13 protein-coding genes are annotated in these 13,201 nt (G+C 65.9%); 12 read left to right on the plus strand and 1 reads right to left on the minus strand.

The window, feature by feature from the left end:
• The first annotated feature begins 527 nt into the window (after positions 1-527).
• From IC50_RS35830 to IC50_RS35845, 4 genes are all read left to right on the plus strand, one after another.
• A complete protein-coding gene (locus IC50_RS35830; protein WP_035716163.1) occupies positions 528-1,145 on the plus strand; it encodes a TetR/AcrR family transcriptional regulator in 618 nt (205 codons plus the stop codon).
• Positions 1,146-1,201: 56 nt separating this feature from the next.
• Entirely contained in the window at positions 1,202-2,395 is a 1,194-nt protein-coding gene (locus IC50_RS35835) for an MFS transporter (RefSeq protein ID WP_035716164.1), read from the plus strand.
• A 138-nt stretch (positions 2,396-2,533) separates the two neighbouring features.
• Complete coding sequence (locus tag IC50_RS35840) at positions 2,534-2,953, plus strand: hypothetical protein (RefSeq protein ID WP_035716167.1); 420 nt, start codon at positions 2,534-2,536, stop codon at positions 2,951-2,953.
• 138 nt (positions 2,954-3,091) lie between these two features.
• Positions 3,092-3,301: a hypothetical protein gene (locus tag IC50_RS35845; RefSeq protein ID WP_035716188.1), complete on the plus strand. Its 210-nt coding sequence runs from the start codon at positions 3,092-3,094 to the stop codon at positions 3,299-3,301.
• Positions 3,302-3,535: 234 nt separating this feature from the next.
• Here IC50_RS35845 and IC50_RS35850 read toward each other — a convergent pair whose 3' ends face one another.
• Entirely contained in the window at positions 3,536-4,513 is a 978-nt protein-coding gene (locus IC50_RS35850; protein WP_035716169.1) for a LysR family transcriptional regulator, read from the minus strand.
• 121 nt (positions 4,514-4,634) lie between these two features.
• Here IC50_RS35850 and IC50_RS35855 point away from each other — a divergent pair, with 121 nt between their 5' ends.
• From IC50_RS35855 to rpe, 8 genes are all read left to right on the plus strand, one after another.
• Positions 4,635-5,672 (plus strand): class 1 fructose-bisphosphatase, encoded by a 1,038-nt coding sequence (locus IC50_RS35855; protein ID WP_035716171.1) that lies wholly within the window; start codon positions 4,635-4,637, stop codon positions 5,670-5,672.
• A 12-nt stretch (positions 5,673-5,684) separates the two neighbouring features.
• On the plus strand, positions 5,685-6,560 hold the full coding sequence (locus IC50_RS35860) for a phosphoribulokinase (RefSeq protein WP_035716173.1): 876 nt from the start codon (positions 5,685-5,687) through the stop codon (positions 6,558-6,560).
• Between the two features lie 16 nt (positions 6,561-6,576).
• Positions 6,577-8,595 carry a transketolase gene (tkt, locus tag IC50_RS35865; protein ID WP_035716175.1) on the plus strand — a complete coding sequence of 673 codons (2,019 nt, stop codon included), beginning with the start codon at positions 6,577-6,579 and terminating at the stop codon, positions 8,593-8,595.
• A 12-nt stretch (positions 8,596-8,607) separates the two neighbouring features.
• Entirely contained in the window at positions 8,608-9,693 is a 1,086-nt protein-coding gene (gene fba, locus IC50_RS35870) for a class II fructose-bisphosphate aldolase (RefSeq protein ID WP_035716177.1), read from the plus strand.
• 38 nt (positions 9,694-9,731) lie between these two features.
• Complete coding sequence (locus IC50_RS35875) at positions 9,732-11,192, plus strand: form I ribulose bisphosphate carboxylase large subunit (RefSeq protein ID WP_035716180.1); 1,461 nt, start codon at positions 9,732-9,734, stop codon at positions 11,190-11,192.
• 11 nt (positions 11,193-11,203) lie between these two features.
• Positions 11,204-11,611, plus strand: a complete 408-nt coding sequence (locus IC50_RS35880) for a ribulose bisphosphate carboxylase small subunit (RefSeq protein WP_035716181.1) — start codon at positions 11,204-11,206, stop codon at positions 11,609-11,611.
• Positions 11,612-11,711: 100 nt separating this feature from the next.
• Entirely contained in the window at positions 11,712-12,644 is a 933-nt protein-coding gene (gene cbbX, locus IC50_RS35885; RefSeq protein ID WP_035716183.1) for a CbbX protein, read from the plus strand.
• Positions 12,641-13,201 (plus strand): ribulose-phosphate 3-epimerase (gene rpe, locus IC50_RS35890; RefSeq protein WP_035716185.1); only part of this gene is annotated, 561 nt, incomplete at its 3' end. The genes cbbX and rpe, both read left to right, overlap by 4 nt.

Genomic DNA, 13,201 nt, shown 5'->3' on the forward strand with positions numbered 1-13,201 from the left:
CCGGCCTTCCCTGCGCCCTCTTGGCTTCGAGGGTGGAGAGACCAGGCAAAGCTCGGGCGAGACGCGCCGCGAGAACGGGAAGGCATGTCCGCGGTCATACACGCGCTGTCATCGCCCGCGAAGGCGGGCGATCCAGTACTCCGAGACGGCTGTGTTTCAATCGAGAGGCCACGGCGTACTGAATTCCCCGCCTGCGCGGGGAATGACGGTGGTGGTTGAAAGCCCATGCCACACCCTCCGTCATTGCGCTCGCAATGACGAGGAGGAGAGAGCGTGCGCCATACTCCACTCTCGTGCCCCGGACGCAGCGCAGCGTCTCTTCGACGGTGCGCTGCTGAGCCGGGGCCCATATCGTTGTTGTCGTACCGTGTGGCCCTGGGTCCCGGCTCTGCGCCGCAACGCTGCCGCGTTGCAGCTTGTCCGGGACACGAGCGAGAGCGGCGTATTCAGAGCCGTCGAATCCTCTCCTTGAGCTGCTCACAACCACGTGTCTTTATTCGGAAACGATCATTTCCTATTATCCCGCAATGCAAAAAGCCGCCCGCCGATCCCAGTCTGCCCGTTCGCCCGGCCGCCCCCGGGAGTTCGACATGGACACCGCGCTCGACCGCGCCGTGCGCGTGTTTCGCGAGCGGGGCTATCATGCCACCTCGATCGGCGACCTCACCGCGGCGATGCGGCTCGCCACCGGAAGCGTGTACAAGGCGTTTCGCGACAAGCATGCGGTGTTTCTCGCCGCCTTCGAGCGCTACACGGCGCTGCGCCAGGAGCAGACCCGCAGCGCGGCCAGGCGCGGCACAAGCGGGCGCGAGCAGATCCGCAACGTGTTGCTGTCCTATGTCGAGCACTCCCAGGGCGTCGAGGGACGGCGGGGCTGCCTCGTGGTCGGCAGCGCCGTCGAATTGTCCGCGCATGATCCGGTGGTCGCCGCCCGCGTTGGCGCGCAGCTCGCGACCAACGAAAAGTTCATCGCCGGCCTCATTCACGAGGGGCAGGCCGACGGCTCGATCCCCCGCCATGTCCGCGCCGACGACACCGCGCGGCTGATGATCTGCATCACGCAGGGGATGCGCGTCGTTGGCAAGGCGCGGCTGCCGCTCGACGGGGAGCATCTCGTCGGTGTCGCGATGAAGCTGCTCGCCTGAAATTTTTGTCATAATAGGGAATGGTCATTCCCTAAACCTATCTGGAGTCCATGCGAATGACGATGAATGCCACGATCGAGACCGCACCCGAACCGGATGCGGTGTCGCAGCGCCTGACTTTCGTGCTCGCCGCGGCCTGTGGCATGGTCGCCGCCAACATCTACTATGCCCAGCCGCTGATCGCCCCGATCAGCGCCGCGCTCGGCCTGTCGCATGCGGCGGCGGGGCTGATCGTCACCATGACACAGATCGGATACGGCACCGGGCTGCTGCTCATCGTGCCGCTCGGCGATCTCGTCGAGAACCGCGCCCTGATCTGCTCGGTGATCACGCTCGGCGCCGCGGCGCTGCTCGCCGCCGCCTTCGCCACCCATGCGCTGCCGTTCCTGATCGCCGCGCTGTTCATCGGCCTCGGCTCGGTCGCCGTGCAGATCATCATTCCCTATGCGGCGCATCTGGCGCCCGCAGCCATCCGCGGCCGCGTCGTCGGCAACGTCTCGACCGGCCTGATGCTCGGCATCATGCTGGCGCGTCCGGTGTCGAGCTTCGTCACCGCAGCCCTGTCGTGGCACGCGGTGTTCTTCTGCTCGGCCGCGCTCATGATCGTGCTCGCATCCGTGCTCTGGATGACGCTGCCGAAGCGGAAGCCGGTGACGGGGATGCACTACGGCGAATTGTTGCTGTCGATGCCGGATCTGGTGCGGGCCACGCCGCTGCTGCGGCGCCGCGCGCTCTACCAGGCGAGCCTGTTCGGCGCCTTCACCCTGTTCTGGACGGTGGCGCCGCTCCAGCTCGCAGCCGAATTCGGCTTCTCCCAGCGCGGCATCGCGCTGTTCGCGCTGGCCGGCGTCGCCGGCGTGTTCGCAGCTCCCATCGCCGGACGGCTCGCCGACCGCGGCCATAGCCGGATCGCGACGCTCGTCGCGATGCTGCTCGCGGCCGCCGGCTTCCTCGCGACCTATGTCGGCGCGCCCGGCTCGATGCTGAATCTCGCCTGCCTGGTGGTGGCCGCGATCGCCATCGATATCGGTGTCCAGGGCAACGTCGTGCTCGGCTTCCGCGCCATCTTCGCGCTCGGGCACGAGCACCGCAGCCGCCTCAACGGCCTCTACATGGCGACATTCTTCGCAGCCGGCGCGGCCGGCTCCGCGGTCGGAGCCTTCGCCTTCGCGCAAGGCGGCTGGGCACTCGCGTCGGCCATTGGCCTCGCTCTGCCCGTCGCGGGCCTGCTCTATGCGGCGACCGAATAGCCGCCGGGATGGCCGGAATTGTGCGTTGCGGCCCGTTTACCAACCCCGCGAGGATGCAATTTCCGTCTCGCGGCCCCGGAGCCGCTGTAGTACTTTGGTTGCAAGCGCACCTGGTTAACGGGCGGCAGGGGGAGGCTGATGAGGCGTGCGGGGCTGTTTGGCGTACCGAGGGTACGGCCATGGTCGTGGCAGGCGTTTCTGCTCGGGCTAGTCGTCGTCGCAATGTCGGCCGTGCTTCAGGGCATCTGCGTCGCGCTCGGCGCAAAAGTCTATTTTGCGGCGTTCCTGCCCAGCCTGTTCGTGCTCGGAATCGTCACGGGGGCGCCGGCGGCGGGATTCGCCGCGCTGCTCACCATTCCGGTGGTGTGGTGGGGCTTCATCCCGCCGTTCTTCCGGTTCAGCCCGCTCACCAGCGACTATGCGGATTCCATCAACCTGTTCTTCCTGCTCGCCATGCTGCTGATCGGCCTTGCCGATCTCTGCCGCGAGACGATGAGGATCGTCAGCCGGGGCGGGCCGAACGGCTCGGGCGGGGGCGCGGCAACGGATTCGCAATAGATTCGCCGTGCACGATCGTGCGCGTTGCGCGAGCGCAACAGTCCGGCAACCATCCGGGAGCTTGCCGCGCGCCGCTAACTTTTCGAAAAAGATTTGGCCGCAGTTTCTCCCGCGGGAATGACGAGGGAGTTTTCGGACATGAACGGCCAAACAAGCGGTCACGCCATCCTGGAGAACGTGCGCCGCTATCGCGGCATCGCATCGCTCTATCGCCAGACCGCTGCATTCCGCCCGGGCCAGAGCTGGTCGCTGCTGGAGCAGGCGAGGGATTGGGAAGCGCGGGCGCTGTCGGAGCTGGAAGCCTATTTCGCGACGCGCGCGGACTGCACCGCCCCGCTCGCGGCCTGATCGACAACGACCGGCGCGGCCTTGAACCGGCTCGCCGAAGGTGTGATCGCCCGCGGGGCAATTACGGGGTTGTCTCCGCGTCCTTCCGTGCTAGCAACGGGCCTCTCCTTCACGTCGGCCGTGGCAAGCGATGACCACCTTCAACCGCATCTTCACGACGGAGCGTCTGCTCCAGATCATCGTGGTGCTGGCGGCGACCGTCGCCATGAAGCTGATGAGCTGAGCGCCGGCCGGCTATCGCCCGCCGAGTTCGGGCACATCGGGCAGATAATTCGATCCTTCCGAGCCCAGGAAATCGAACATCGCCTGCGCCGGCGGCAGCAGCACCTTGTCGCTGCGGCGGATCACGTACCATTGCCGGACGATCGGCAGGCCCGCGACGTCGAGCACGACGAGCCGGCCCTCGGCGAGCTCATGGGCCACGGTATGGGCCGAGATGAAGGCGATGCCGAGTCCGGCGATGACCGCCTGCTTGATGGTCTCGTTGCTGCTCATCTCCATGCCGATGATGGGCTCGAGATCCGACTTCTGGAACATGCCCTCCATCAGCGTCCGCGTGCCCGAGCCGGGCTCGCGGGTGAGGAAGGTCTCGTGCACGAGGTCGGTCAGGTTGAGGCCGGAATCCTTCTCCAGCCAGTGGCCCTTGCGCGCGACGATGATGTGCGGATTGCGCCCGAGCTGGCGGACGTCGACGGTGACGTCGGCCGGTGGCCGACCCATCACCGCGAAGTCGAGGTCGTAGCCGTGCATGGCCTCGCGGATCTCCTCGCGGTTGCCGATGGTCAGCTTGATCTCGATCTTGGGATGGCGCTTGGAGAACGCCGCGATCGCATGCGGCACGAAATACTTCGCGGTCGAGACCGCGCCGAGCTGCACCTTGCCGCCGGTTCGCCCCGCGAGCAGATCGAGCGCGCCCTGGCAATCCGTGATGGCGGCCTCGACCCGCTCGGCCAGCGCCAGCACCTCCTTGCCCGCTTCCGTCAGCAGCATGCCGTCGCCGGTTCGCTGCACCAGCGGCAGGCCGGCGAGGTCCTGAAGCTGCCGGAGCTGCTGGGTCACGGCCGGCTGCGTCAGCCCGAGATGGCCGGACGCCGCCGTCACGCTGCCCTTCGCCGACAGCGCCGCGAGCGACCGCAACTGCCGGATCGTCAGATGCCGGAGCTGGGCCGCCGCATGGCCGGGGCCATTATAAGAAAATTCTTTGATGCTCATTATGAATAGAAATTTTCCTTATTAAGTCGCCCCTGTCAATCTCCACATGCCGGGATTGACCGCACCAACCTCCAGCGCGGAGGGACACCGGATGCGGCGCCGGCAAAGGGGATGGACGCAGATGACCGGGCAACTGAGGCTGGACGACCACCTTCAACGGTATTCAGAGACCGCGCCGCTCGCGCTGGCGGTGGCGGGCGCCGTCGATGCCATCGCGGCGGGGGCGATCGAGATCGCCGATCTCATCGCCTCCGGCGATCTTGCCGACGCCTCGGGCCTGACGACGGGCCGCAACAGCGACGGCGATGTCCAACGGAATCTCGACGTCCAGGCCGACGCGATCCTGCGTCGCTGCCTCGGCCGGCTGCCGATCGCGGCGCTGGCGTCCGAGGAGATGCGCGAGGCCCAGATCGTCGACCGTCAGGGGCGCATCTGCGTCGCGATCGATCCGCTCGACGGCTCCTCCAACATCGACATCAACATGACCGTCGGTACGATCTTCTCGATCCTGCCGGCGCCTGATGATCTCTCGCTGGCCTTCCATCAGCGCGGCTCGGCGCAGCTCGCGGCGGGCTTCGTCACCTATGGTCCGCAGACTTCGCTGGTGCTGACGCTCGGCGACGGCGTCGACATCTTCACGCTCGACCGCAAATCCGGCTGCTTCCGCCTCGCGCGCAGCAGCGTGCAGATCTCCGAGGCCTGCGAGGAGTTCGCGATCAACGCGTCGAACCGCCGGCACTGGGATCCACCGGTGCGCGCCTTCATCGACGAATGCCTCGCCGGTGTCGAAGGGCCGGCCAACCACGATTTCAACATGCGCTGGATCGGCTCGCTGGTCGCGGAGGCCTACCGCATCCTCACCCGCGGCGGCGTGTTCCTCTATCCCTCGGACGCGCGCCCCGGCTATGGCGACGGCCGCCTGCGCCTGACTTACGAGGCGCATCCGATGGCGATGATCGTCGAACAGGCCGGCGGCTCGGCCACGACCGGACGCGAGCGCATTCTCGAACTGTCGGCGCAGAGCCTGCATCAGCGCGTGCCGCTGATCATGGGTTCGAGCAACGAGGTGCGGCGCGTCGAGGAACTTCATTGCGATCCGCTGCTGGTCGCCAGTGTCTCCGCGCCGCTGTTCGCGCGGCGCGGCTTCTTCCGGCTCTGAGCGAGGCGTCCCATGTCCAGGAAGCATCCGATCATCTCCATCACCGGCTCCTCCGGCGCCGGCACCACCTCGGTCAAGAAGACCTTCGAGCAGATATTCTTCCGCGAGAAGGTCAACGCCGCCTATATCGAGGGCGACGCGTTCCATCGCTACGACCGCGCCGAGATGCGTGCGCAAATGGCCAAGGAAGCCGAGCGCGGCAACAAGCATTTCAGCCATTTCAGCCCCGAGACCAATCTGTTCGAGGAGTTGGAGCGCGCGTTCCGCGATTACGGCGAGACCGGCACGGCGGTGACGCGGCACTATGTCCACGACGCCGAGGAATCCGCGCTGCATGGCGCGGCGCCCGGCACCTTCACCGACTGGAAGCAGCTGCCGGAGAACTCCGACCTGCTGTTCTACGAGGGCCTGCACGGCGCCGTGGTCACGGACAAGGTGAATGTCGCGCGCTATGCCGACCTCAAGATCGGTGTCGTGCCCGTCATCAATCTCGAATGGATCCAGAAGCTGCACCGCGACCGCAGCGCGCGCGGCTATTCGACCGAAGCCGTCACCGACACCATCCTGCGGCGGATGCCGGACTACATTCACTACATCTGCCCGCAATTCACCGAGACCGACATCAACTTCCAGCGCGTGCCGACGGTGGACACCTCCAATCCCTTCATCGCGCGCTGGATCCCGACGCCGGACGAATCGATGGTCGTGATCCGCTTCAAGAATCCGCGCGGCATCGATTTCCCCTATCTGCTCTCGATGCTGCCGCAAAGCTGGATGTCCCGCGCGAACTCGATCGTGTGTCCCGGGGCCAAGCTCGATCTCGCGATGCAGCTGATCCTGACGCCGCTGATCATGCAGCTCATCGAGCGCAAGCGCAGCCTGAAGTGAACAGGGAGAGAATCCAATGAACATCTCCGTCCACGCCGAAGCCGACCTCACGGCGATCACGCACAACGATCTCGCCAACGCCGTCCGTTTCCTCGCGGTGGATGCCATCGAGACCTCGCAATCGGGCCATCCCGGGCTGCCCATGGGCATGGCCGACGTCGCGACCGTGCTGTTCTCGCGCTTCCTGAAGTTCGACTCGGCCCACCTCAATTGGCCCGACCGCGACCGCTTCGTGCTGTCGGCGGGCCACGGCTCGATGCTGCTCTACGCGCTGCTGCACCTGACCGGCGGCGATGTCAGTCTCGACGACATCAAGGCCTTCAGGCAGTGGGGCTCGAAGACGCCGGGGCATCCCGAATATGGCCACACGCCCGGCGTCGAGACCACGACCGGTCCACTGGGGCAGGGGATTGCGACCGCGGTCGGCATGGCGCTCGCCGAGCGCATGGCCAACGCGCGGCACGGCGACGGCCTCGTCGACCACTTCACCTATGTCATCGCCGGCGATGGCTGCCTGATGGAAGGCATCAGCCAGGAGGCGATCTCGCTCGCCGGCCATCTCCAGCTCGGTCGGCTGATCGTGCTGTTCGACGACAACGGCATCTCCATCGATGGCCCGACCTCGCTGGCCACCTCCGACGACCAGCTTGCGCGTTTCGCCGCCTCCGGCTGGTCGGTACGCCGCGTCGACGGCCACGATCCCGAAGCTGTCGCGCAGGCGATTGCCGAAGAGCGCGAAACGACAAAACCGTCGCTGATCGCGTGCCGCACCATCATCGGCTATGGCGCACCTGATAGACAGGGCACCGAGAAGGCGCATGGTGCGCCGCTCGGCACCGAGCAGACCGCAGCGGCGCGGCGGACGCTTGGGTGGGACTATCAACCCTTCGTGGTGCCGATTCCGATCCAGAAGGCCTGGCGGATGATCGGGCAGCGCGGGCAGGTCGATCGCCTCGCCTGGCTCGACCGCTACGAAGCTGCGACGCCGGAGCAGCGCGATCTGTTCGTAGAAGGCAAGGCCGTGGCTCTGCCCGCCGCCTATGCGCTGGCTGCAGCGAAATTGCGCGAACGCTTCGCCGGCGAGCGTCCAAAGCTCGCGACGCGGCAAGCCTCGCAACAGGTGCTCGATGCCATCGCCGGGACAATTCCCGGCCTGGTCGGTGGCTCGGCGGACTTGACGCATTCGAACCTGACACATGCCAAGGCGCAGGCTCCGGTCAAGAGCGGTGCGTTCGGCGGCGACTACATCCATTACGGCATTCGCGAGCACGGAATGGCAGCTGCGATGAACGGCCTCGCGCTGCATGGCGGCTTCATCCCGTACGGCGGCACGTTCCTCGCGTTCTCCGACTACAGCCGGCCGGCGATCCGACTTGCAGCCCTGATGCGGCTGCGCGTGATCCATGTGATGACGCACGACTCGATCGGACTCGGCGAGGATGGCCCGACGCACCAGCCGGTGGAGCATCTCGCGGCGTTGCGCGTGATTCCCGACCTGCTCGTGTTCCGGCCGGCTGATGCCGTGGAGACGCTGGAGGCCTGGGACTGCGCGCTGGCGGCGGAGCATCGTCCATCCGTGCTGTGCCTGTCGCGGCAGGCTTTGCCGACCTTCCGCAGCGATGCGCGCGGCAAGAATCGCGTCGCGCGCGGCGCCTACCTCGTTGTCTCCCCGGACGGGGGCCGCGACGTGACATTGATGGCGACCGGCTCGGAAGTCTCGATCGCGCTGGACGCTGCCCGCCTGCTCGCCACCGAGCACGTCCGTGCGGCCGTCGTCTCCGCACCCTGCTTTGCGCTGTTCGAGGAGCAGCCGGAGGATTACCGCGCCTCTGTGCTCGGCACAGCACCGCGCGTGGGGATCGAGGCGGCGGTGCTGGGCGACTGGCCGCGCTGGATCGGCGCCGACGGCGAGTTCGTCGGCATGCGCGGCTTCGGCGCCTCGGCGCCTGCGCCGGTGCTGTACCGCGAGTTCGGCATCACGCCGCAAAGCATTGCGCAAGCCGCCCGCCGGGCGATTGCCCGCAAGAGCCAATAAGGAGGACGTCCCGTGGCCCGTATCACACTTCGCCAGCTGCTCGATCATGCCGCCAGCCATGGTTATGCCGTGCCGGCGTTCAACATCAACAACATGGAGCAGGGCATTGCGATCATGCAGGCGGCCGCCGAGGTCGATGCGCCCGTCATCGTCCAGGCCTCACGCGGGGCGCGCAGCTATGCCGGCGATCTCATGCTCTCGCACATGATCGACGCGCTGGAGCGGACCTATCCCGACATCCCGCTCTGCATGCACCAGGACCACGGCAACGACGAGGCGACCTGCGCCTCGGCCATCGCCCACGGTTTCACCTCGGTCATGATGGACGGCTCGCTCAAGGCCGACGCCAAGACCGCGGCCGACTATGACTACAACGTCGCGATCACCCGGCGCGTCGTCGATCTCGCCCATTGGGTTGGCGCCTCGGTCGAAGGCGAACTCGGCGTGCTCGGCTCGCTCGAGCACGGCGGCGGCGAGCAGGAGGATGGTCACGGCGTCGAGGGCAAGGTCAGTCACGACCAGTTGCTGACCGATCCGGACCAGGCCGTCGATTTCGTCCGGGCGACGAAGGTCGATGCCCTGGCGATCGCGATGGGCACATCGCACGGCGCCTACAAGTTCAGCCGCAAGCCCGATCGTGACATTCTGGCGATGCGCGTGGTCGAGGAGATCCATCGCCGGCTGCCGAACACGCATCTGGTGATGCACGGCTCCTCCTCGGTGCCGCAGCCGCTGCAGGACATGTTCAACCAGTTCGGTGGCGAGATGCCGCAGACCTGGGGCGTGCCGGTCGAGGAGATCGTCCGCGGCATCAGGAGCGGCGTGCGCAAGGTCAATATCGATACCGATTGCCGGCTGGCGATGACCGCTGTGTTCCGCAAGGTCGCCGCGCAGAGCCGCAACGAGTTCGACCCGCGCAAATTCCTTAAACCGGCGATGGACGCGATGCGCGAGCTCTGCCGCGAGCGCTTCGAGCAGTTCGGCACCGCAGGTCACGCCAGCAGGATCAAGGTCGTTCCCTTGAGCGAGATGGCGCGGCGCTATCGCGCCGGTGAGCTCGATCCGCGCATCGACGCCCGCGAGCCCGTTGCGGCCTGATCAATCAGAAAGAGCAGAGAAAAGAGCAGGAGAGAGACATGAACGCACATGCAGGCACAGTCCGCGGCAAAGAGCGCTATCGCTCCGGCGTGATGGAATACAAGCGCATGGGCTATTGGGAGCCCGACTACACGCCAAAGGACACCGACGTCATCGCGCTGTTCCGCGTCACGCCGCAGGAGGGCGTCGACCCCATCGAGGCCTCGGCTGCGGTGGCCGGTGAATCCTCGACCGCGACCTGGACCGTGGTGTGGACCGATCGGTTGACCGCGGCGGAGAAATACCGCGCGAAATGCTATCGGGTCGATCCGGTCCCGGGCTCGCCCGGCTCGTATTTCGCCTATATCGCCTATGACCTCGATCTGTTCGAGCCGGGCTCGATCGCAAACCTCTCGGCCTCGATCATCGGCAACGTGTTCGGCTTCAAGCCGCTCAAGGCGCTCCGCCTGGAAGACATGCGCTTCCCGGTCGCCTATGTGAAGACGTTCCAGGGGCCTGCAACCGGCATCGTGGTCGAGCGCGAACGCCTCGACAAGTTCGGCCGGCCGCTGCTCGGGGCGACGGTCAAGCCCAAGCTCGGACTCTCCGGCCGCAACTATGGCCGCGTGGTCTACGAGGCGCTGAAGGGCGGGCTCGACTTCACCAAGGACGACGAGAACATCAACTCGCAGCCCTTCATGCACTGGCGCGACCGCTTCCTCTACTGCATGGAGGCGGTGAACAGGGCGCAGGCGGCCTCGGGCGAGGCGAAGGGCACCTACCTGAACATCACCGCGGGCACGATGGAGGATATGTACGAGCGTGCGGAGTTCGCCAAGGAGCTCGGATCGTGCATCGTCATGATCGACCTCGTGATCGGCTACACCGCGATCCAGTCCATGGCCAAATGGGCGCGGCGCAACGACATGATCCTGCATCTGCATCGCGCCGGTCACTCGACCTATACGCGGCAGAAGAGCCATGGCGTTTCGTTCCGTGTCATTGCCAAATGGATGCGCCTTGCCGGCGTCGACCACATCCATGCCGGCACGGTGGTCGGCAAGCTCGAAGGCGATCCCAACACCACGCGCGGCTATTACGACGTCTGCCGCGAGGACTTCAACCCGACCAAGCTCGAGCACGGCCTGTTCTTCGATCAGTCCTGGGCGAGCCTCAACAAGATGATGCCGGTCGCCTCCGGCGGCATCCATGCCGGCCAGATGCACCAGCTGCTCGACCTGCTCGGGGAGGACGTCGTGCTGCAGTTCGGCGGCGGCACCATCGGCCATCCCATGGGCATTGCGGCCGGCGCGACCGCCAATCGCGTGGCGCTGGAAGCGATGATCCTCGCCCGCAACGAGGGCCGCGACTACGTCCACGAAGGGCCGGAGATCCTCGCCAAGGCGGCCGAGACCTGCACGCCGCTGAAGGCCGCGCTCGAGGTCTGGAAGGACGTCACCTTCAACTATCAATCCACCGACACGCCGGACTTCGTGCCGACGGCGCTGGAAACCGTCTGAGGAGATTTGAGATGAAACTGACTCAGGGCTGCTTCTCGTTCCTGCCCGACCTGACCGACGACCAGATCAACAGGCAGGTGCAGTATTGCCTTGCCAAGGGTTGGGCGGTGAACATCGAATTCACCGACGATCCGCATCCCCGCAACACCTATTGGGAGATGTGGAGCCTGCCGATGTTCGATCTCCGGGATGCCGCCGGCGTGATGATGGAGCTCGCGGAGTGCCGCAGGGTGTATGGCGACCGCTACATCCGCATCAGTGGCTTCGATTCCAGTCATGGCTGGGAGTCGGTGCGGATCTCCTTCCTCGTCAATCGGCCGAAGCAGGAGGCTGAGTTCGAACTGGTGCGGCAGGAGGTGGGTGGCCGTGCAATCCGCTACACCACCGTGCGCAAGCCGGTCGCGCAAGCCTCGATCTGAGCCTTTCTCCTCCGCGCGGAGCTCTCCCTGCTCCGCATCCTTGGCGGACCACTGCTTCGCCGCTTCCCCCGCGGCGAAGCTCCTTTCTTCGAGGGTAGTTATGCTGGATGTACCCCACGCAACCACGACCGAGCCGAGCGAGACCCGCTTCGATCTCCGCAAGGAGGCCGAAGCCGCTGGGATCACCGACACGCTGCAGCAGCTCGACCAGGAGCTGGTCGGATTGAAGCCGGTCAAGAACCGCGTGCGCCAGATCGCCTCGCTACTGCTGATCGAACGCATCCGCCAGCGCGCGGGCCTCGCCGCCGCGCCGCCGACCCTGCACATGTCGTTCACGGGCAATCCCGGCACCGGCAAGACCACCGTGGCGCTGCGCATGGCCAAGATCCTGCACGGCCTCGGCTTCGTGCGGCGCGGGCAGGTGATCTCGGTGACGCGCGACGATCTCGTCGGCCAGTATATCGGCCACACCGCGCCGAAGACCAAGGAAATCCTGAAGAAGGCGATGGGCGGCGTGCTGTTCATCGACGAGGCCTATTACCTGCATCGTCCCGACAACGAGCGCGACTATGGCCAGGAATCGATCGAGATCCTGCTCCAGGTGATGGAGAACCAGCGCGAAGATCTCGTCGTGATCCTCGCCGGCTATGGCGAGCGGATGACGAGCTTCTTCGCTTCCAATCCCGGATTCCGTTCGCGCATCGCCCACCACATCGAATTTCCCGACTATGCGGAAGCCGAGCTGCTCGTTATCGCCGAGCTGATGCTGAAGGAGCGCGGCTATCGTTTCTCGGCGGCGGCACGCGAGGCCTTCGAGAAGTATATCGCCTTGCGCCGGACGCAGCCGTTCTTCTCCAACGCCCGCTCGATCCGCAACGCGGTCGACCGCATCCGTCTGCGGCAGGCCGATCGCCTTGTGTCCGATCTCGATCGCATGCTCGATGTCGCCGACCTCGAAACCATCGATCCCCCGGACGTCCTTGCGAGCCGTGTCTTCAGTGGCGGCGCCGACGCGCGGAGTGCCAAGCCATGACTGACGACATTCTCATCGCCCCATCGATCCTGGCCGCGGATTTCGCGCGCCTCGGCGAAGAGATCACGGCGATCGACACGGCCGGCGCCGACTGGATCCATTGCGATGTCATGGACGGCCATTTCGTGCCGAACATCAGTTTCGGTGCTGACGTCATCAAGGCGATCCGGCCGTTGACGACGAAGGTCTTCGACGTGCATTTGATGATTGCGCCGACCGATTCCTATCTCGAGGCGTTCGCGAAAGCCGGAGCGGACCTCATCACGGTGCACGCCGAAGCCGGGCCGCATCTGGATCGCACGCTTCAGGCGATCCGTTCGCTCGGCACGAAAGCGGGCGTCAGCCTTTGTCCGTCGACGCCGGAGGCGGCGATCGAATATGTGCTCGACCGCATCGATCTCGTGCTGGTGATGACGGTCAATCCGGGCTTTGGTGGCCAATCCTTCATCGGATCGCAGATCGAGAAGATCAAGCGGATCAGAGCCATGATCGGCGAGCGGCCGATCCGGCTCGAAGTCGATGGCGGCGTCACGCGTGACAATGCGGCGGCTGTGGCC

It is taken from the genome of Bradyrhizobium genomosp. I (2014) (genome assembly GCF_000261685.1).
Classification (GTDB): Bacteria; Pseudomonadota; Alphaproteobacteria; order Rhizobiales; family Xanthobacteraceae; genus Bradyrhizobium.